Source organism: Pseudoxanthomonas sp. PXM01 (genome assembly GCF_014851815.1).
In the GTDB taxonomy this organism is placed as follows: Bacteria; Pseudomonadota; Gammaproteobacteria; order Xanthomonadales; family Xanthomonadaceae; genus Pseudoxanthomonas_A.
On sequence record NZ_JACVAJ010000001.1, the window covers coordinates 104,118 to 122,401 of the forward strand.

The window sequence follows — 18,284 nt, forward strand, 5'->3', positions numbered from 1 at the left end:
GTTCCCTCAAAAAAAAGCGCCGCGAGGGCATCGCGGCGGGAGGGCAAGGACTGCTTGAAAGAGAGGGGGCCGTCGTCAGCCCATCAGCTTGAACAGCGACAGCTGCTGCATCTGCATGAAGACCGTCTGTGCGGCCTGCAAGGCGGTGTTTTCCATCTGGTAGCGGCCGATGGCCTCGGCCCAGTCCAGGTCGCGCAGTCCGGACAGGGTGTCCTTCAGGGTGATGTTGTTGGCTTCGCGCAGCGAGGCGGCGGTCTCGATGGCCGACAGCTGCGCACCGCCACTGGCGCGCGCATCGATCATCCTGCCCTGCGCGGTACCGACATCGCGCATCGCGGCCTGCAGGCTGTTCTGCATGGCGGCGCGCTGTGCGTCCGTCGTCGGACTGGTGTCCAGCGTGTCGATCAGTCCTTGCACGGTGGCGAAGATGTCGCGGCTGCCGGACGGACCCAGCGTGAAGCTGTCGCCGTTGGCGGGCTGGCCATCGATCTTCATCTGCACGCCGGCGAAGGCGATGCTTTCGCCCTTGGCGTAGGTGCCGGACGTGACCGGATTGCCGCCGGCATCCACCACCTGGTAGGTATTGCCGGCGCCGAACGACAGCGTGTATGTACCGCCGTCCCATACGGTGGAATCGGTGACGCTGAAGCCCATCAGCAGGCCGGTGCCGGTGTTGCCGCTGGCGGCCGCGCCGTCGATGCGGCCGTCACCGGTCCGCAGGCGCAGGAAGACGTCGCTGCCGGGCAGGGTATCGGAGACGAACATGTCCGGCGCCACTTCCACCTGCCGCTGCGTCTGGTCGCCGCTGTAGATCACGTTGCCGCCGGCGATGGCGAACGGCGCGCTGCCGTCGCTGGTGCCGCCGAACAGGTAGCGGCCGGCGCCGTCGGTGCTGTTGGCCAGGTCCAGCAGGCCGGCGTAGATCGCCTTCAGTTCGGTGCTGATCGCCTGGCGGCTGTCGTCGCCCATGGCGGCATTGTTGGACTGGATGACGAGTTCGTTGACACGCGCCATCGCCTCGCCGACGCGCGTCAGCGCGTTTTCCTGCAGGCCGAGGCGGTTCTGCACCGCGTTGGCGTTCAGGCCGAAGCGTTCCAGTTCGGCGACCGCACGATCCAGGCCCACGGCGGTACCGGCGGCGACCGGGTCGTCCTTCGCCGTCACCAGGCGCTGTCCGCTGGCGAGCTGCTGCTGCGTGTGCGCCAGCTTCGCCTGCTTGGCCAGCATCGTCGAGATCGACTGCTGGTACATCATGTTGGTCGAGATGCGGTAGTTCATCGGCGGGTCGCAGCCAGGAGCGATTGGAAGAGCGTGTCGGCGGTGGCGATGATCTGCGACGCGGCCTGATAGGCCTGCTGCAGACGCATCAGGTCGGCGGCTTCCTCGTCCAGGTTCACGCCGGAAATCGCATCGCGCGAGGCCTGCGCCTGGTCGTGGATGACCTGCTGTGCCTGCGCGGAATAGTCCGCCTGGCGTGCCGCCGAACCGACCTGCGTGGTCAGTCCGCCGATGGCGCCGTTGAGCGTCAGCGTGCCGCCGTTGAGTACGCGCGCATCGTCCAGGTTGGACAGCAGCTTGGCGTTGCCGTTGTCGCTGGAGTTCGCGCCGGTGGGGCCCACGCGGAAGCTGTCGCCTGCGGCGGGCGCGCCATCCAGCACCACGCTCCAGCCGTTGTAGGCCACGGTCTGGCCAGGCGTGTAGGGGAACGGACCGGTGCCGTTGATCGTGTACTGGGAGGCGTCGATGAACTCGATGTCGACCGGCGCCAGCAGGTTAGTGTTGGCGGCGTCGGTGACCTTCAGGCCGCTGACCTTGCCGCTGCCGGTATTGGCGAGGTCGGTGTTGGCCTTGACCGGCGTCGCCGCGGCGATGCGCGCGGGATCGGTGATGGCCACGCTGAGGTTGCCGGCCGCGCCCGCGGTCGGCTGCAGCAGGAAGCGGTCGTTGGTGCCCGGTGTGGTGCCGGGCGCGAGCCGCACCTCGATCCCGTTGACCACCAGCGGATCGGTGGCCGTGCCGGTGCCGGTCATCGGAATGCTGGCGCCGGTGTCGGGATTCGTCGCCACCCAGGCGGCGCCGTCGAAGCGCAGCAGCACGTTCTGCGCGCTGAGCGCGCCCGTGCTGCCGACGGAGGTCTGCAGCGCCGCGTTGCCGGTATTGCCTGCATTCGATGAAATGCGCGGCGCCGGCAGGTTGAAGAAATCGGTGCCCAGCTGGCCGTACTGGTCCATACCGGCGCGGTGGCCGGCGTTGAACGTCTGCGCCAGCGAGGTGGCGACGCGGCCGAGCTCGGCCGCGGCCGGGTCCAGCACCGTGGTGCGGAATTCGAGCAGGCCGCCGATCTGGCCGCCGAGCGCACGCTTGTCCAGCGTGGTGCGTTGGCCATTGGTTTCCAGCGCCACCTGCAGGCGCTCGGGGCGGTATGGATCGGGCACGGTCACCAGCGTGCTGGCGGTGGCGCCCACCACCAGCGGCTGGCCGCCGGCGCTGAAGACGTTGACCAAGCCGCCGTCCTGCACGACCGCGTTGCCGCCGGTGTAGCCCACCAGTTCGCTGATCAACTGGTCGCGACGGTCCAGCAGGTCGCCCGACGGACTGCTGCTGCCGCCGATGCGGCCATTGAGCTGGGCGATTTCCTTGGCCAGCCGGTTCACTTCACCGGTGGCGGCGGTCAGGCCCGCGTTGACTTCGGTGTCGAGCCCATCGAGGTGCTGGTCCATCTGGCGGAAGCGGGTGACCAGCGCATTGGCCTGCGCCAGCACGCTTTCACGGTCGGCCGAACCGGCGGCATTCGACGACAGCGCATTGACCGAATCGAAGAAGCTGGACCACGGCGCGCCGATGCCGGTCGCCTTCTCGGAGAACAGCTGGTCCATGCGCGTGGACAGCGTGGACAGCTGTTGCAGGCGCGCGAGTTCGCCGCCGCTGTCGAGCAGGCGCGAGGTGGCCAGCGAATCGGCCATCCGGCGGACGTCGACGATCTGCACGCCGTTGCCCTGGTAGCCGTAGCCGAAGTAGGTGCCGTCGCGCGCCTCGAACTCCACGCGCTGGCGCGAGTAGCCCGGCGTGTTGATGTTGGCGACGTTGTGGCCGACGGTGGACAGGGCGCGCTGGAAGGCGATCAGGGCGCTGCTGCCGGTGGCGAGTAGGTTCGACATGCGTTATCCCCAGGTCAGCGCCGCAGCGCGTTGCCGATGGCGTTGCCCACGACGTTGCCGACCTTGCCGCCGACGGTGTCGCCGATCGCCGACAGCACCTTGCCGAGGGTCGGGCCGTTGGCGATCGAGGCGATCTTGTTGGCGTAGGTGGGATCGGTGGCGTAGCCGGCGCGCTGCAGGCCGCGCGCGAAGCCGGCGATGTCCTTGCCGGCCGCGAGCGCCTGCTGGTAGCGTGGGTTGTTCTTCAGCAGCCGCACGTAGTCGGCGAAACTTTCGGCGGGCGACGCGTACGCGCGGAAGTCCGCGGTCTCGGTGTGCTTCACGCCGTTGGTGTATTCATGCGTGGCGGTGCGGGCGCGCTCGCCCTTCCAGCCGGTGGCCTTGATGCCGAACAGGTTGTGCGCGCTGTCGCCGTCGCCGGTCTTGATCTGGCGCTTGCCCCAACCGGTTTCCAGCGCGGCCTGTGCGACCAGCGCCCGCGGGTCGACGCCCAGTTCCTTCGCCGCCTGCTTGGCGTGGTCCCAGATCTCGGCGACGAAGCGTTCCGGCGTGTTGCGTGCGTACTTGGACGCATCGGCAGACGCGACCTGTTCCACTTCGTCGCACGCCGCGGCATCCGGGCGCACGGTGATGGTCTCCAGCGTGACGGTGCCGGGCAGGGCGTTGGTGTCGCGCGCACTGCTGCCGATGCCGCGGCCGGCGATGGCATCGAGCATCGAATCGGCTTCTCCGCCCGGCAGCAGGCGCTTGTACGCCGACAGCGCGGTGCTGGCGGGGACGGCAGGCGTGGCGGCATCGGTGGCGCCCAACTGGCGCGCGATCATCGGCGCCAGGCCCAGCCCGCGCCCCTGCGACATCGCGGTGGCGAGCTGCTGGTCGTACATGTCGCGGAAGACCTGGTTTTCGCCCGGGAACAGCGAATCGCCGAAGCCGGCCTCGCGCATGCACTTGATCATCATCTGCGCGAACTGGCCTTCCAGCTTCTTCGCGACGTCGTGGATGCGTGCGTTGTCCGGCTTGCCGCCGGCATCGGCCAGCGACAGCGAGGGATTCAGCGTTCCGATGGGCATGCTGGCCATGTCAGATCACCTCGAGCTCCGCGCGCAAGGCGCCGGCCTGCTTCAGGGCTTCCAGGATCGCGATGAGGTCGCCGGGCGCGGCGCCCACTTCGTTGACGGCGCGGACGATCTCGTCCAGCGAGGTGCCGCCCTCGAACTTGAACATGCGGCTGCCTTCCTGGTTGACCGACACGCTGGACTGCGGCGTGATGACGGTCTGGCCGCCGCGGGAGAATTCGTTCGGCTGGCTGACGTTGGCCGACTCGGTGATCGTCACCGTCAGCGAACCGTGCGTCACCGCCGCCGGCATCACCTGCACCTGCGCGCCGATCACTACGGTGCCGGTGCGTGCATTGACGATGACCTTGGCCGGCGCGCTGCCCGGCGTCAGTTCCAGGTTCTCGACCTGGGCGAGGAAGTTGACGCGACGCGAGATGTCGGCCGGCGCGCGCACGGCGACCGTCACCGCGTCGACGGCGTAGGCGCTGCCGCTGCCGAAGTTCTGGTCCAGCGCGGCGACCATGCGCGAGACGGTGGTGAAGTCGGCGCGATGCAGGTTGAGGGTGACGGTATCCGCGCCGCTGTCCAGCGCATTGGGAATGGCGCGTTCGACGGTGGCGCCGTTGGGAATGCGGCCCACGCTCGGCACGTTGACCGACACGCGCGAACCATCCTTGCCCTGCGCGCCGAAACCGCCGACGATCAGGTTACCCTGCGCGATCGCGTAGACCTCGCCGTCGGCGCCGCGCAGCGGGGCCATCAGCAGGCTGCCGCCGCGCAACGAGGTGGCGTTGCCGATCGAGGACACGGTGATGTCGATCGGCTGGCCGGGCTTGGCGAAAGCGGGCAGATCGGCGTGGATCGCCACGGCCGCCACGTTCTTAAGCTGCGGATTGACGTTGGCCGGGATGTTGACGCCCAGCTCGCCCAGCATGTTCTTCAGGCTCTGCACGGTGAAGGGCGCCTGGCTGGTGCGGTCGCCGCTGCCATCCAGACCCACGACCAGGCCGTAGCCGACCAGCGGGTTGCTGCGCACGCCGCCGACCTGGGCCAGGTCCTTGATGCGCTCGGCGCGGGCGGCGGGCGCCAGGCAGATCAGCACCAGGCCGATCCACGCCAGCAGGCCGAGCAGGGTGTAGGTGTCGATGCGGCGCGGCTTCTTCGTGTTCTGCGGCGCAACGCGATCGGTGTCGTTGGTGTCCATCACGCGAGGCTCAGTTCGGGAAGATCGGGGAATTGAAGAAGCGGCCCAGCCAGCCCATCGAATTGGACTGCGCGATGGCGCCGCGGCCGCCGTAGGCGATGCGCGCGTCGGCGACCTTGCCGGAAGAGATCGTGTTGTCCGGATTGATGTCGGCCGGGCGCACGATGCCCTGGATCTGCACCAGCTCGTCGCCCTGGTTCAGGCGCATGTTCTTCTGGCCCTGCACGACCAGGTTGCCGTTTGGCAGGCGCTGGATCACGGTGACCGTCACGCTGCCCTGCAGGCGGTTGCTCTGCGCGCTGTTGCCGGTGCCGTTGAAGCCGCGGTCGCCATTGACCGACGCGCTGAGAATGTCGCGGCCGTTGAGCGTGACCGGTGCACCGGCGATGTTCGGCGCGGCCAGCGCGATCTCGCTCTTCTTGTCCACCGAGGTGGTGGCCGAGGTCTGCGCCGTGGTGTTCTCCACCAGGCTGATCGTCAGCAGGTCGCCCACGTCGCGCGCGCGGCGGTCGGCATAGAGGTTCAGGCCGGGGCCGGCGCGGTAGATGGAACCGGCGGTCGCCGGTGCCTGCGCAGCAACGATGGGCTGGATCGGCTGCATCGGTGCGTAGGGGCGCACGTCGCCAACATAGCGTGCACAGCCCGGCAGCAGCATCAGTGCGCAGGCGAGGGTGGTGGCGGACGTGGAGCGCTTCATGGCGTGTCTCGTGGCGTGTCGGGTGGGTGCGACGTCAGACGTTGTTGTTGAGGTAACCGAGCATCGAGTCGGTGGTGGAGATCGCCTTGGCATTCATTTCGTAGGCGCGCTGGGTTTCGATCATGCTGACCAGCTCTTCCACCACGTTGACGTTGGAGCCTTCCAGCGAGCCCTGCACGACGCTGCCCAGCCCATTGAGGCCAGGTGTGCCGTTCTGGGCCGGACCGGAGGCGGTGGTCTCGACGTAGAGGTTCTCGCCCTTGGCCTGCAGGCCCGACGGATTGACGAAGTCGGTCAGCGTCAGCGAGCCGATCTCCAGCGCCTGCGCCTGGCCGGCCATCGTCACGCTGACGGTGCCGTCGTTGCCGATGGTCAGCGACTGCGCGCCTTCCGGGACCTGGATGCCGGGCTGCACCGGATAGCCGCTGTTGGTGACCAGCTCGCCCTGCGCGTTGATCTGGAACGAGCCGTCGCGCGTGTAGGCCGGCGAGCCGTCGGGTAGCAGCACTTCGAAGAAGCCGCGGCCGTTGACCATGACGTCCAGCGCGCGGCCGGTCTGCTGCGGGTTGCCCTGCTGGAAATCCTTGGAGGTCGACACGACGCGCACGCCGGTGCCGAGCTGCAGGCCGGACGGCAGCTGGGTCTGCGAGGAGGTGGAACCGCCGGGCTGGCGGACCTGCTGGTACAGCAGGTCTTCGAAGCTGGCGCGGTCGCGCTTGAAGCCGGTGGTGTTGGTGTTGGCCAGGTTGTTGGAGACCACGGACATGCGCGTCTGTTGCGCGTCCAGTCCGGTCTTGGCGACCCAGAGGGCTTGGTTCATGGCGTGGTTCCTCGCGGATGGAAGGGGTGGAATCGCGTGGCGCGGTTCCTCGCCTCCTCTCAGGCAAGTCCTGTGCCGAAACGGGTGTCGTGGTTCTGGCGCGGGCGATTGGGCCGAAGTGCGACGGGGGTCATGGCCGTGGCGCTGATGTGGCGGAAAGCCGTCGTTCTAGCCCCTCTTCCTGCGGGAGAGGGGTTGGGGTGAGGGGCGATGGAGTCCGGTGCCTGTGCGAGCCGTTGGCCTGTCCAAGGTCTTGCGTTGGATGTCTGGGCCCGTCGGGATGGTTCTTTTGGGGTTGCCGGCATGGCGCCGCTCGCCGCGGGGGCCTTCTTTCTTTGCTTGTGCAAAGAAAGAAGCAAAGAAACACACCCCAGGCGGCACGCCCTCCGCTGCGCTCCGGGTCCGCGAGCGGGCCGGGAATTTTCGTAAGGCACATCCCTGTGCCATACGAAAACGCCGTCATCCATGACGGCGCCCTTCGGGTTTTACCCAGCCCACTCGCCGTGCCTCATGGGGGCCCGAAGGCAGCAGCGGAGCAAAGCCCTCGTCGGAGTTATCTGGGGTGGCTCTTGGGCCCCCTGAGGTCCGGCAGTCCCGGCGGGTAAAACCCGTAGGGCGGCGCACAAGGATGTGCGCCGTTTTCGGCCGGGGCAGGATGCCCCGTCCGAAAATTCCCGTCGGGACTGCGCACCCGCCGCTTGCGGCGGGCGGACCGCCGGGGTGTGCTTTCTTTGCCTACTTTCTTTGCACAAGCAAAGAAAGTAGGGCCTCCGCGGCGAGCGGCGCCATGCATCCAGAAAAAGAAAGACTGCCCCGCAAGGCCACGAAACCAAGGGCATTGAGGACGTGGTCGATGCCAACGATAGGGAAGGGAACAGACTCCGTCGCCCCTCACCCCAACCCCTCTCCCGGTGGGAGAGGGGCTCAAGCGGCGTCAGCCGCCGAGGCGCAGCAACTGGTTCGACGACTGCGCCATCTCGTCGCCACTGCGGATCACCTTCACCTGCATCTCGAACTGCCGCTGCAACTGGATCATCTGCACCAGCGCACCGGCCGCATCCACGTTGCTGCCTTCCAGCACGCCCATCGTCAGGCTGTTGCCATTGGCGACGGGCAGGGTCGGTGCCTGCGGATCCTTCGGACGCATCAGCCCGTCGCCACCGCGGGCCAGCTGCGACTGCGCCGCTTCCACGATGCGCATGCGGCCGACGATGGCCATCGTCTGCGGGCCTTCGCCCTGCGGAATGATCGACACCGTGCCGTCGGCGCCGATGTCGATCGACTGCGCCGGCGGCACCGCGATCGGGTTGCCGTTGTCGTCCAGCACCGCACGGCCGCCGGCGGTGACCAGCTGGCCGTTCGGGGTGACGCTCAGCTCGCCGTTGCGCGTATACGCCGTACCGCCGTCGGCAGCCTGCACCGCCATCCAGCGGTTCGGCTGCAGCGAGACGTCCAGCGAGCGCCCGGTGACCATCTGCGAACCGGTGCGCCCGTCGAAGCCGGGATCGATCAGCACCGCGTCCACGCGCGAGGGAAAGCCCTGGCCCTGGATCTTGAACGCCTCGGTGCCGGCCAGTGCGGCCTTGAAGCCCTTGGTGTCCACGTTGGCCAGGTTGTGCGACACGGTGCCCTGCGCCTGCAGCGAAGCGCGGGCGCCGGTCATCGCGACGTAAAGGGCCTTGTCCATGCGTCAGTCTCCGTCGGCGTCGGCCGGATCAGCGGATGTTGATCACCGCCTGGGTGATCTGGTCCTGCGTGGAAATGGCCTGCGAGTTGGCCTGGAAGTTGCGTTGCGCCACGATCATGTTGACCAGCTGCTCGGTCAGGTCGACGGTCGAGGCCTCGAGCGCGCCGGCAGCCACCTGGCCGAAATCCGACGTACCCGGTGCGCCGATGCGCGGCTCGCCGGATGCATGGCTGTGCGTCCAGGTGTTGTTGCCCTGCGACACCAGGCCTTGCGGGTTGCTGAAGTTCGCCAGCGCGACCTGGCCGATCGGGCGATCGACGCCGTTGGAGTAACGCGCGTAGACCACGCCGGTTTCGGACACGCTGAACTCGTTGAGTTTGCCGGTGGCGTAGCCGTCCTGGTTCTGGATGCGCTTGGAGAACTGCTCGCCGTACTGGGTGGTGCCGCTGATGTCCAGCGTCATGTTCAGCACGCCGGCGCCGGTGCTGGGCGTGAACGGCGCCAACGCGATCTGGCCGTTGGCGGGTGCGGTCAGGGTGCCGTTGTTGTCGAACTGCACGGTGGTCGGCGCACCCATCGAGGCGCCGTCCACGTAGGTGTGCATCTGCCACTCGTTCGGATTCGGCGTCTTCACGTAGTAGACGGTCTGCTGGTGGGCCACGCCCAGCGAGTCGTACACGGTGACCGAGGTGGTTTCGTTGTAGCTGGCGCTGTCGGTCGGCGAGAACGGCGTGATCGTCGGCTGCGCGGCATTGCCAGGCAGGGTGACGCCCAGTTCGACGTTGGTGGTCGGCGAGGGCGGGCTGTCCGTGGTCAGCAGGCGCAGGTCGGTCATGTTGCCGGTGTCGAAGCCGACACCGTCGGCGCGCGGCGGGAACACCTGCAGGCGATAGCCTTCCGGCGTGGTCACGTAGCCGGCCGGATCGCGCTGGAAGTTGCCGGCACGCGTGTAGACGTTGGTGCCGTTGTTGTTGACGGTGAAGAAACCTTCCTTGTCGATCGCAAGGTCCAGGTAGCGCCCGGTCTGGTTGATGTCGCCCTGCGAGAACTGCTGGGCGACATTGGTCAGGCGCACGCCGGCACCGACGTTGTTGCGCGTGAGGCCGTAGCCCGTGGTGGAGAACACCTCGGCGAACTCCGCGCGCGACTCCTTGAAGCCGGTGGTGTTGACGTTGGCGATGTTGTGCGAGGTGACGTTGAGGTCGGCGTTGGCCGCTCTCATGCCGGACAGCGAGCTTTGGAATGCCATGGAAGACTCCTTGCGGGATGCGGTGGGAGCGTGGGTGTCAGGACGTCGACTTGCCGATGCGCAGCACGTAGTCGAGCGGGGCGGTGCCCAGGCCGGGCAGGTTGAGGTACAGGCCGTCGGAGCCGATGGTCACGCTTTCCACGGTGGCGTCGACGTAGGTGTTGAGTGCGGTGCCGGTACCGTCGGTCGCGGTATGGGTGGCCTTGATCGAGTACTTGCCGGCCTCGGCGCGTTCGCCGTTGGCCTTCAGGCCGTCCCAGGAGAACGCGGTCTCGCCCTTGCCGGTCGCTTCGACCTCGACGGTGTCCACGACCACGCCGCTGGCATCCTTGATCTCGAAGGTCACCTTGCCGGCGCCGGGCGACATCACCAGCCCGGTGGCGTTGCCGGAGGCGGGCAGGGCGATGGATTCGGACGGCACCACCACCGAATGGCCGACCAGCGCGGCGCCTTTCAGCACCTGGTCGCCGGTCAGCGCGGCGGTGAAGCCGTTGACGGTGCTGTTGAGGTCGCTGATGCCCTGCACGGTGGAGAACTGCGCCAGCTGGGCGACGAACTCGCTGTTGGACAGCGGCTTCAGCGGATCCTGGTTGCTCAGCTGCTCGGTCATCAGCCGCATGAAGTCGGCCTGACCCAGGGTGTCGGCCTTCTTCTTCGGGGTCGCACCGGTGCCGCTGGTGTTGAGGGCGGCAAACGGATCGCCGTTGACAGTGGTCATGCGCGTGCTCGGTCAGGGGAGGGGCGCATCAGCGGCCCATCGTCAGGGTGGCCAGGGCGAGTTCCTTGGCGGTGTTCAACACTTCCACGCCAGCCTGGTAGCCGCGCGAGGCGGAGATCAGGTTGACCATCTGCGCGACCGGATCCACATCCGGCGCATAGACGTAGCCATCGCCGTCGGCCATCGGGTGGCCCGGCTCGTAGCGTTTGATCGGCGGTGCTTCGCTCTGCGTGATCTCCTTCACCTGCACCGAGGTCAGCGAGCCGTCCGCATTGAGCTTGCGCGCCTGGAAGATCGGCTCGATCGGCTTGTAGACCGCGTCCGGCGAGGAGGCGATGGAGTCGGCGTTGGAGAGATTGCTGGCGATGGTGTTCAGGCGCACGGACTGCGCCTGCAGCGCGGACCCGGCGACGTCGAAGATGGGCAGGTTGCTCATGGCATGCCTCCTTACTGGCCGGTGATCGCGGTGAGCATGGTGCGCACCTTGGATTCGATGAAGCTCAGCGAGGCGCGGTACTCCAGCGCCGCGCGGCCGTAGGCGGCGCGCTCGGTATCGGCGTCGACGGTGTTGCCGTCCAGGCTGGGTTGCACGCCGTCGCGCTCGAAGATGCGCGGCGAGGCGTTGAGCAGGGTCATGTGCTGCTCGCTGGTGCTCCGCAACGGGGCGGCCTTGGCGGCGGCCTGTTCCAGCGCGGCCTGGAAGTCCAGGTCCTTGGCCTTGAAGTTGGGCGTGTCCGCATTGGACAGGTTGCTGGCGATCAGCTGCATCCGCTGCTCACGCAACGGCAGGGCCGCCGCGTGGACACCCAGGTAATTGGAGATGGGATTGGACATGGCACCGCTCCGGCAGACCGTTGCCGGGGCAGGTGCAAGGCGTGTGCCAGAACGCGCGCTCAGCGCGAGCTTCTGGACAGGAAGCCGTAGAGTCGAGCTTGCTCGACTGCTTTACGGCCGGGCGTGGGATCCTGTCCGACCGCCAGCGGAGCAAGCTCCGCTCTACGCCGTCAGGCGGCCATTCTTGCCGCCGCCACCTGGTTCAGGCGGAACAGCACGTGTTCGGCCAGCTCGTGCGGGCTGTACTTGGCCACGAAGGCATTGGCGCCCACCCGTTCGACCATGGCGTTGTTGAATACGCCCGACAGGGACGTGTGCAGCAGCACGTACAGGCCGGCCAGGCCGGGATGGCGCCGGATTTCCGTCGTCAGTGTGTAGCCGTCCATGGCCGGCATCTCGATGTCGGAGATGACCATGGCGTAGCGATCGGCCGGGTTCTCGCCGGCGGCGTGCACCTGCAAGAGATGGTCCAGCGCCTGGCGGCCATCGGAGAGCAGGGTGGCGGTGACGCCCAGTTGCTCCAGCACGCTGCGGATCTGCGAGCGCGCCACGCGGGAATCGTCGACCACCAGCACCTGCATCGGCGGGGCGTCGGCCGGCAGGGCCATTTCCGGCGCGAGCGTGGCGTCCATGCGCGACTGGCAGATGTCGGCCAGCACGCTTTCCACGTCGATCACCTGGATCAATTCGCCCTGGAACCGCGTCACCGCGGTCAGGAAGCTGTTTTCCGCGCCCAGCTCCGGCGGCGGATGGATGTCCTCCACCGCGATGTTGACGATGCGCTCCACGCCGCTGACCAGGAAGCCCTGCACCGAGCGGTTGAACTCGGTGACCACCAGGTAGTTGGGGGCATTCTCGGGATTCGGGTCGCGCTCGGGGTGGCGGATGCTCAGGCCCAGATCGAGCACCGGCACGGACCGCCCGCGCACGTCCGCCACGCCGACGAATTCGGAGGGCAGGCCGGGCAGCTGGAACAGGCCCGGGCGGCGCAGCACTTCCTGCACCTTGAAGACGTTGACGCCAAAAAGCTGACGCCCGCCCAGGCGGAACAGCAGCAGGGCGAGGCGGTTGTGGCCGGCCAGGCGGGTGCGCTGGTCGATGCGGTTGAGCAGGTCCTGGGTCATGTCCAGCATATCGGCCGGGGGGGAGGGCTCTTGAGGGGGCTGCCGAAGCTGTGAAGCCCCTCTCCCTGCGGGAGAGGGGTTGTGGAGTGGGCCAACGAAGTCTGTTGCCTGTGCGGGGCATTGGCCTGCCCACGCCGCCGCGTTGGATTCCTGGGCCTGCCGGGATCGTTCCTTTGAGGTGCCGGCATGGTGCCGCTCGCCGCGGGGGCCTTACTTTCTTTGCTTGTGCAAAGAAAGTAAGCAAAGAAAGCACACCCCGGCGGTCCGCCCGCCGCTGCGCGGCGGGTTCGCAGTCCCAGCGGGAATTTTCGTGCGGGGCATCCTGCCCCGTACGAAAACGGCGCACATCCTTGTGCGCCGCCCTGCGGGTTTTGCCCGCTGTGACTGCCGGCCCTCAGGGGGCCCAAAGCTGTAGCTGATGGGTCGACGCTCGTTTTCGCCGCTGCCGTTGCTTCCGGGTCCCCATGAGGCACGGCGAGTGGGACGGATAAAACCCGAAGGGCGCCGTCATGGATGACGGCGTTTTCGTATGGCACATGGAGGTGCCATACGAAAATTCCCGGCCCGCTCGCGGACCCGGCGCGTAGCGCCGGGCGTGCCGCCTGGGGTGTGTTTCTTTGCTTCTTTCTTTGCACAAGCAAAGAAAGAAGGCCTCCGCGGCGAGCGGCACCAAACCCCAGCGTCAAGAAACCTCACGCCGAAGGCCCTAAGAGGGGACGGCTTCTGGCACACCGCTTGCACCTTCCTCGCCGATGAACCACCGGAGCCCACCCATGCTGCTGCGCCTGACCACCGCCCTGATCGGCGGACTGACCGCGTGCGCCGTGCTGGCCGCGGATTTCCAGCCGGTCGACAGCATCAAGGCCGCTGCCATCGGTGCCTTGCCTCCCGGCAGCGAGGCCGATGCCACGCTCGATCCGGCCCTGCGCCTGCCGCGCTGTGGCGCCGCGCTGGTCGCGCGCGTGCAGGGGAGCAGCAGCGTGGAGGTCAGTTGCCCGCAGGATGCCGGCTGGCGCCTGTTCGTGCCGGTGCGCGTGCGCCGCAGCCAGACCGTCCTGGTGCTGGCGCGGGGAATCGCGCCTGGCGAAACAATCACCGCCGACGCCTTCGTCGCCGAGCGCCGCGACGCCTCGCGTATCGTGGGTGCCGCCGTCGCCGATCCGGCGCAGGCCGTAGGCCGCGTCGCCCGGCGCATGCTGCCGGCCGGCGCGGTGCTGGCGTCGACGGACCTGGTCGCGCAGCGCCTCATACGTCGCGGCGACAACGTGGCGCTGGTATCCCGTCGGGGTGGCGTGGAAGTCCGCGTGGCCGGCAAGGCGCTGGCCGATGCCGGCGAGAACGAGCGGGTGACCGTCGAGAACCTGTCTTCGCGCCGTGTGGTGCAGGGCATCGTGGGTGCGGGCGGCGACGTCTGGGTGAGTCGATGAAAAAAATTCCACATTCGCCCTCAAGATGTCCTGGAAGGGGCCGATACCGACGCTGGGTGGAAGGACATCGGGCAGAATCCGGCGTCCCCTCGGAATTGTGCGATCCGTCACTAAAGTCCACCGGGTGGCGGCCGATAACTCCTATGAACCCTGTTACAGGTGACTGACATGAACCAGAAAATCGAAGGCACTCCCCCTGCCGCCATCCGCACCACGGGCCCCGTAAGTGGCCGTGTCGCATCCGCCGGCGCCGATCGTTCCAGCCCCGTGGAAGCCAGTGCGGCGGGCGACAGCCTGCGTCTGACCGGTGAAGCCACCAGCCTGCAGGCGATGCAGCGCGAACTGGCCACGGCGCCGGCGATCAACGAAGCCCGCGTGGCGGCCGTGCGCGAAGCGCTGCAGTCCGGCACGTACAAGATCAACGCCGAGGCGATCGCCGACGGCATGCTTGGCCTGGAAGACCAGCTGGGCGGCTGAGCACGATGAACCACGCGTCCCTCCAGCGACTGTCCACGGCCCTGGAAGAGGAGCGTCGCGCCATCGTCGAGCACGACGTGGAAGCGCTCGTGCGCTGTACCCAGGACAAGCTGGACGCGCTGCGCGCGCTGGAGACCGCAGCCGCCGGCTTCGGCTTCCCCGACGACCTGCGCGAAAGCCTGGCCGACCTGGCCGAGAAAAACCATGCGAACGGCATCCTGCTCGCGCGTCGCCGTCGCGAAGTGAACTGGGCGCTGCGCCACCTCGGCCGCACCGAAAGCCACGGCGCCTACGACGCGCAGGGCCAGACCTCGACGACCACCGCGCCGCGCCCGATCGCCGTGGCCTGAGCCCGGTGCCCGATCCGCAAACTGCGACACCGCACCTTGCCGCCCCTGCGGCCGCGCCGGATACTGGCGCCCCATCGCCGCCACCCGATGCATCCGTGGCCACACCCTCAGCCCCGAATCCCCCCTCCGCCAGCTGCACCGCGGACGACATCCCCAGCTTCGCCGATCTGAAGGCGCTGGCCGAACTGATGGACGATGGCTACCTGCTGTGCCGTGGCGATGCACGTCCCCTGCACGCCAACGCCGCGGCCTGCGCGCTCGTGGGCGATGAAGCCGATGCACTCGATGCGTTGTCCCGTTTGCTGCCTGCGGACGCGATCCGCACCGCCCGCGAATCCGGGCGCTGGAACGGCGACCTGACGCTGGCCGATGGCCTGGTGCTGCAGGTGCGCGCGTATTTCCACGACAATCCCGGCGGTGGCCACTGCATGGTGGTGTTCCACGACGTCAGCGAAGCGCATGCGCGGCAGCAGGAACTGCAACGCCGCCACGCGCAGCTGCGCCAGACGCTGGTGCGACTGGCCGGTGCGCAGGAACAGCTGGTGCAATCGGAGAAGATGGCGTCGATCGGCCAACTGGCGGCCGGCGTAGCGCACGAGATCAACAACCCCATCGGCTACGTGCATTCCAACCTCGGCTCGCTGCAGGAGTACCTGCACAGCCTGTTCTCACTGATCGAGCTCTACGAACGGGCGCTCCGCCTGCCCGATCCCAAGGCGATGCTGTCCGAGATCGAGGACTTGCGGGCGCGTGCCGACATCGACTTCATCACCGGCGACCTGCCGCAGTTGATGTCCGAGTCGCGCGAGGGCATCGAGCGCGTTACCGCGATCGTGCGCAACCTGAAGGACTTCTCCTATTCCGGCCGCGACGACAGCTGGAAATCCGCCGACCTGCACGCCGGGCTCGACTCCACCATCAACATCATCTGGAACGAGCTGAAGTACAAGGTCACGCTGGAGAAGCATTACGGCAAGCTGCCGCTGGTGCAGTGCCGGCCGTCCGAGTTGAACCAGGTGTTCATGAACATCCTGCTCAACGCCAGTCATGCCATCGACGAGCGCGGCACGATCACCGTGAGCACGGGAGTGGAGGGCGACGAGGTCTGGATCGATGTCCAGGACAGCGGCCACGGCATTCCCGACGAGATCCTGCAGCGCATCTTCGATCCGTTCTTCACCACCAAGCCGGTCGGCAGCGGCACCGGCCTGGGCCTGTCGATCTCCTACGGCATCGTCAAGAAGCACAACGGTCGCATCGAGGCGCGCAACGTGCCCGGTGCCGGTGCCTGCTTCCGCATCACGCTGCCGATCCGCCAGCCGGCCGCCGACGCGGCTTAAGCGATCCGATGCTTGTAGGTGTGGGAGCGACGTTAGTCGCGATCATGAAGCCCGGTCGTCATGAAACGTGATCCGTGCGACGGGCCTGAGGTGCGTTCGACGCCATCACAATAGTTCGGTTCTCGCGTTCGCGACTTACGTCGCTCCCACATCTGCATTTGCATCCACGTCAGCGCGATTCGAAGAAGGCGAGCTTCTTCGCCCTGGGCAATCGCTTCAGCTGCGCCTCCGCACGCGAGGCGGCACTGCGGTCCGGATACGCGCGGCTCGCCAGCACCCGCACCGGCGGATTCGCACGCGTGTACTTCGCGCCGGTGCCGGCGACATGCGCGGCGTAGCGCGCGTCCAGGCGATTGGTGATGCCGGCGTAGAAGGCGCCGTTGCGGCATTCCAGCAGGTACAGGCACCAGCTGTCCGTCGTCGTGCCGCTGTCAGGCATGCGCGCGGTGGTGCGGCTGGTTCTCGTAGGTGGTGAAGGCCTGGCGGATGTGCTCGCGCAGATCGTCGTCGTTCCACGGTTTGGTCAGGAAGCGGTAGATCTCGCCGCGGTTGATCGCCTCGGTCACCGTCGCCAGGTCGGTGTAGCCGGACAGCACCAGCCGCACCGTGTCCGGATACAGCAGGCGCACGCGGCCGAGGAACTCGGTGCCGCTCATGTCCGACATGCGCTGGTCGGACAGGATGACCTGCACGTCGTTGGTCGCCAGCAGCTCGAACGCATCGGTGACGTTGCTGGCGGCGAGGATGCGGTAGCCGTCGCGACGGAACAGGCGCACCAGCGAACGCAGGATGTTCTCCTCGTCGTCCAGCAGCAGCAGCGTGCGGTCGGGCTTGGTGGCGGCGAACGCGTCCGCGCGCAGGTAACGGCGGCGCAGCACGGCACCGGCGTCCTCGGCCGACATCGGTTCACCGAACAGGTGGCCCTGGAACATGTCGCACTGGTTGCGGCGCAGGAAACCGAGTTGGGTGTCGGTTTCCACGCCGTGCGCGATGACCTTCATGCCCAGCTGGTGTCCCATCGCGATGATGGCGCAGGTGATGGCGACCTCGCGGTTGCCCGACGGCACGCCCTTCACGAAATTGCGGTCGATCTTGATCTTGTCCACCGAGAAGCGCACCAGCGAATCCAGGTTGGAGTCGCCCATGCCGAAATCGTCCAGCGTCAGCCGCACGCCCTCGCGGTGCAGCTGCGCCAGCGTGCGGTGGACCAGGTTCATGTCCTTGGCCAGCGCGTTCTGGCGCACTTCCAGCACCACCATCTGCGGCGGGATGCCGGCTTCCTGCATCGACTCCAGCACTTCGGACACGAAGCTGGGCCGCAGCAGCTGCAAGGTGGAGACATTGACCGCGATCTCGAAGTCGTCGAAGCCCCAGTCGCGCCAGACGCGCGCCTGCTTGAACGCGTTGCGCAGCACCCAGTCGCCGATCTGCACGATCACGCCGAGCTTCTCGGCCACGTGCATGAAGCGCTCCGGCACCAGCAGGCCCAGGGCAGGCGAGTACCACCGCAGCAGCGTCTCCATGCCGACCACCCGGCCGTCATGTGCGTTGATCTGCGGCTGGTAGAACAGGCGCAGTTCGTTGTGATGGATGGCGTTGACGATCTGCCGCGCGATGATGCTGTCGCTGCGCGCGGTGATCGCCGCACCGCGCCGGTATAGGCGCACCAGGTTCATGCCTTCGTGCTTGGCCTGTTCCATCGCGCTTTCCGCGCACTGCAGCAGGCCCGAGGCGGTGTCCGCGTGTTCGGGACACAGCGCCACGCCGAGCGTGCCGGTGAGGAACAGCGTGTACGGCAGCACCGTCATCGGCAGTTCGATCTGCTCGCGCAACAGGTCGCCGAAGCGCTCCGGCGGCAGTGTGCCCGGTACGCGCGGCACCGCCACGATGAACTCGTCGCTGCCGTGGCGCCAGGCGCGCGCTTCGGGTCCCAGTGCCTGCTGCAGGCGGTCGCTCAGGATCGCCAGCGCCTCGTCGCCGACTTCCACACCCATGTTCTCGTTGATCGAGCGGAAGTGGTCGATGTCGATGTAGAGCAGCATCAACGGCGTGCCTTCCGCCGTGGCGGCGTCGACCATCCGCTGCAGGTCGGGTTCGCCGGCGCCGAGGCGCGGCAGGCGGGGCAGGTGGGCGTGCTCGGA

General features: G+C 67.6%; 18 protein-coding genes. 4 read left to right on the forward strand and 14 right to left on the reverse strand.

Features of this window, described 5'->3' with window-relative positions:
- Positions 1 to 75 precede the first annotated feature (75 nt).
- The 12 genes from flgL to IB230_RS00510 form a co-directional block, all read right to left on the reverse strand.
- Entirely contained in the window at positions 76 to 1,278 is a 1,203-nt protein-coding gene (gene flgL, locus IB230_RS00455; RefSeq protein ID WP_192267708.1) for a flagellar hook-associated protein FlgL, read from the reverse strand.
- Positions 1,275 to 3,158 (reverse strand): flagellar hook-associated protein FlgK, encoded by a 1,884-nt coding sequence (gene flgK, locus IB230_RS00460; protein ID WP_192267710.1) that lies wholly within the window; start codon positions 3,156 to 3,158, stop codon positions 1,275 to 1,277. The genes flgL and flgK overlap by 4 nt, the downstream gene beginning before the upstream one ends.
- A 14-nt stretch (positions 3,159 to 3,172) precedes the next feature.
- On the reverse strand, positions 3,173 to 4,228 hold the full coding sequence (flgJ, locus tag IB230_RS00465; RefSeq protein WP_192271169.1) for a flagellar assembly peptidoglycan hydrolase FlgJ: 1,056 nt from the start codon (positions 4,226 to 4,228) through the stop codon (positions 3,173 to 3,175).
- Positions 4,229 to 4,238: 10 nt separating this feature from the next.
- Complete coding sequence (locus IB230_RS00470) at positions 4,239 to 5,420, reverse strand: flagellar basal body P-ring protein FlgI (protein ID WP_305077059.1); 1,182 nt, start codon at positions 5,418 to 5,420, stop codon at positions 4,239 to 4,241.
- Positions 5,421 to 5,430: 10 nt separating this feature from the next.
- The gene (gene flgH, locus IB230_RS00475; protein ID WP_192267712.1) at positions 5,431 to 6,117 is read right to left on the reverse strand and encodes a flagellar basal body L-ring protein FlgH; all 687 of its coding nucleotides are present in this window, start codon (positions 6,115 to 6,117) and stop codon (positions 5,431 to 5,433) included.
- 34 nt (positions 6,118 to 6,151) lie between these two features.
- Positions 6,152 to 6,937 (reverse strand): flagellar basal-body rod protein FlgG, encoded by a 786-nt coding sequence (gene flgG / locus IB230_RS00480; protein ID WP_192267714.1) that lies wholly within the window; start codon positions 6,935 to 6,937, stop codon positions 6,152 to 6,154.
- 934 nt (positions 6,938 to 7,871) lie between these two features.
- Positions 7,872 to 8,624 (reverse strand): flagellar basal body rod protein FlgF, encoded by a 753-nt coding sequence (locus tag IB230_RS00485; RefSeq protein ID WP_192267716.1) that lies wholly within the window; start codon positions 8,622 to 8,624, stop codon positions 7,872 to 7,874.
- Between the two features lie 28 nt (positions 8,625 to 8,652).
- The gene (gene flgE, locus IB230_RS00490; RefSeq protein ID WP_192267718.1) at positions 8,653 to 9,873 is read right to left on the reverse strand and encodes a flagellar hook protein FlgE; all 1,221 of its coding nucleotides are present in this window, start codon (positions 9,871 to 9,873) and stop codon (positions 8,653 to 8,655) included.
- 37 nt (positions 9,874 to 9,910) lie between these two features.
- Entirely contained in the window at positions 9,911 to 10,591 is a 681-nt protein-coding gene (locus tag IB230_RS00495) for a flagellar hook capping FlgD N-terminal domain-containing protein (protein ID WP_192267720.1), read from the reverse strand.
- Between the two features lie 28 nt (positions 10,592 to 10,619).
- Complete coding sequence (gene flgC / locus IB230_RS00500; protein WP_192267722.1) at positions 10,620 to 11,027, reverse strand: flagellar basal body rod protein FlgC; 408 nt, start codon at positions 11,025 to 11,027, stop codon at positions 10,620 to 10,622.
- Between the two features lie 11 nt (positions 11,028 to 11,038).
- Entirely contained in the window at positions 11,039 to 11,425 is a 387-nt protein-coding gene (gene flgB, locus IB230_RS00505) for a flagellar basal body rod protein FlgB (protein WP_192267724.1), read from the reverse strand.
- A 170-nt stretch (positions 11,426 to 11,595) separates the two neighbouring features.
- Complete coding sequence (locus IB230_RS00510) at positions 11,596 to 12,549, reverse strand: chemotaxis protein (protein ID WP_192267726.1); 954 nt, start codon at positions 12,547 to 12,549, stop codon at positions 11,596 to 11,598.
- Between the two features lie 773 nt (positions 12,550 to 13,322).
- Between IB230_RS00510 and flgA the strand changes: the two genes are divergently transcribed.
- The 4 genes from flgA (at position 13,323) to IB230_RS00530 (ending at position 16,143) form a co-directional block, all read left to right on the forward strand.
- On the forward strand, positions 13,323 to 13,976 hold the full coding sequence (gene flgA, locus IB230_RS00515; protein ID WP_192267728.1) for a flagellar basal body P-ring formation chaperone FlgA: 654 nt from the start codon (positions 13,323 to 13,325) through the stop codon (positions 13,974 to 13,976).
- Positions 13,977 to 14,144: 168 nt separating this feature from the next.
- Positions 14,145 to 14,453, forward strand: coding sequence for a flagellar biosynthesis anti-sigma factor FlgM (gene flgM, locus IB230_RS00520; RefSeq protein WP_192267730.1), 309 nt, complete (start codon positions 14,145 to 14,147; stop codon positions 14,451 to 14,453).
- Positions 14,454 to 14,458: 5 nt separating this feature from the next.
- Positions 14,459 to 14,803, forward strand: coding sequence for a flagellar protein FlgN (locus tag IB230_RS00525; RefSeq protein WP_192267732.1), 345 nt, complete (start codon positions 14,459 to 14,461; stop codon positions 14,801 to 14,803).
- A gap of 188 nt (positions 14,804 to 14,991) precedes the next feature.
- Complete coding sequence (locus IB230_RS00530; protein WP_192271173.1) at positions 14,992 to 16,143, forward strand: ATP-binding protein; 1,152 nt, start codon at positions 14,992 to 14,994, stop codon at positions 16,141 to 16,143.
- Positions 16,144 to 16,312: 169 nt separating this feature from the next.
- Here the strand turns inward: IB230_RS00530 and IB230_RS00535 are convergent, their stop codons facing one another.
- Together IB230_RS00535 and IB230_RS00540 are read right to left on the reverse strand one after the other, a co-directional pair.
- Entirely contained in the window at positions 16,313 to 16,582 is a 270-nt protein-coding gene (locus tag IB230_RS00535) for a GIY-YIG nuclease family protein (protein ID WP_192267734.1), read from the reverse strand.
- Positions 16,575 to 18,221, reverse strand: a complete 1,647-nt coding sequence (locus IB230_RS00540; RefSeq protein WP_192271175.1) for an EAL domain-containing protein — start codon at positions 18,219 to 18,221, stop codon at positions 16,575 to 16,577. Before IB230_RS00540 ends, IB230_RS00535 begins: the two co-directional genes overlap by 8 nt.
- Between the last annotated feature and the right edge of the window lie 63 nt (positions 18,222 to 18,284).

Bases quoted from the DNA above. Each gene is read 5' to 3' on its own strand.
- flgL (WP_192267708.1), bottom strand. From the start codon at position 1,278: ATGAACTACCGCATCTCGACCAACATGATGTACCAGCAGTCGATCTCG.
- flgK (WP_192267710.1), bottom strand. From the start codon at position 3,158: ATGTCGAACCTACTCGCCACCGGCAGCAGCGCCCTGATCGCCTTCCAG.
- flgJ (WP_192271169.1), bottom strand. From the start codon at position 4,228: ATGCCCATCGGAACGCTGAATCCCTCGCTGTCGCTGGCCGATGCCGGC.
- IB230_RS00470 (WP_305077059.1), bottom strand. From the start codon at position 5,420: ATGGACACCAACGACACCGATCGCGTTGCGCCGCAGAACACGAAGAAG.
- flgH (WP_192267712.1), bottom strand. From the start codon at position 6,117: ATGAAGCGCTCCACGTCCGCCACCACCCTCGCCTGCGCACTGATGCTG.
- flgG (WP_192267714.1), bottom strand. From the start codon at position 6,937: ATGAACCAAGCCCTCTGGGTCGCCAAGACCGGACTGGACGCGCAACAG.
- IB230_RS00485 (WP_192267716.1), bottom strand. From the start codon at position 8,624: ATGGACAAGGCCCTTTACGTCGCGATGACCGGCGCCCGCGCTTCGCTG.
- flgE (WP_192267718.1), bottom strand. From the start codon at position 9,873: ATGGCATTCCAAAGCTCGCTGTCCGGCATGAGAGCGGCCAACGCCGAC.
- IB230_RS00495 (WP_192267720.1), bottom strand. From the start codon at position 10,591: ATGACCACTGTCAACGGCGATCCGTTTGCCGCCCTCAACACCAGCGGC.
- flgC (WP_192267722.1), bottom strand. From the start codon at position 11,027: ATGAGCAACCTGCCCATCTTCGACGTCGCCGGGTCCGCGCTGCAGGCG.
- flgB (WP_192267724.1), bottom strand. From the start codon at position 11,425: ATGTCCAATCCCATCTCCAATTACCTGGGTGTCCACGCGGCGGCCCTG.
- IB230_RS00510 (WP_192267726.1), bottom strand. From the start codon at position 12,549: ATGACCCAGGACCTGCTCAACCGCATCGACCAGCGCACCCGCCTGGCC.
- flgA (WP_192267728.1), top strand. From the start codon at position 13,323: ATGCTGCTGCGCCTGACCACCGCCCTGATCGGCGGACTGACCGCGTGC.
- flgM (WP_192267730.1), top strand. From the start codon at position 14,145: ATGAACCAGAAAATCGAAGGCACTCCCCCTGCCGCCATCCGCACCACG.
- IB230_RS00525 (WP_192267732.1), top strand. From the start codon at position 14,459: ATGAACCACGCGTCCCTCCAGCGACTGTCCACGGCCCTGGAAGAGGAG.
- IB230_RS00530 (WP_192271173.1), top strand. From the start codon at position 14,992: ATGGACGATGGCTACCTGCTGTGCCGTGGCGATGCACGTCCCCTGCAC.
- IB230_RS00535 (WP_192267734.1), bottom strand. From the start codon at position 16,582: ATGCCTGACAGCGGCACGACGACGGACAGCTGGTGCCTGTACCTGCTG.
- IB230_RS00540 (WP_192271175.1), bottom strand. From the start codon at position 18,221: ATGGTCGACGCCGCCACGGCGGAAGGCACGCCGTTGATGCTGCTCTAC.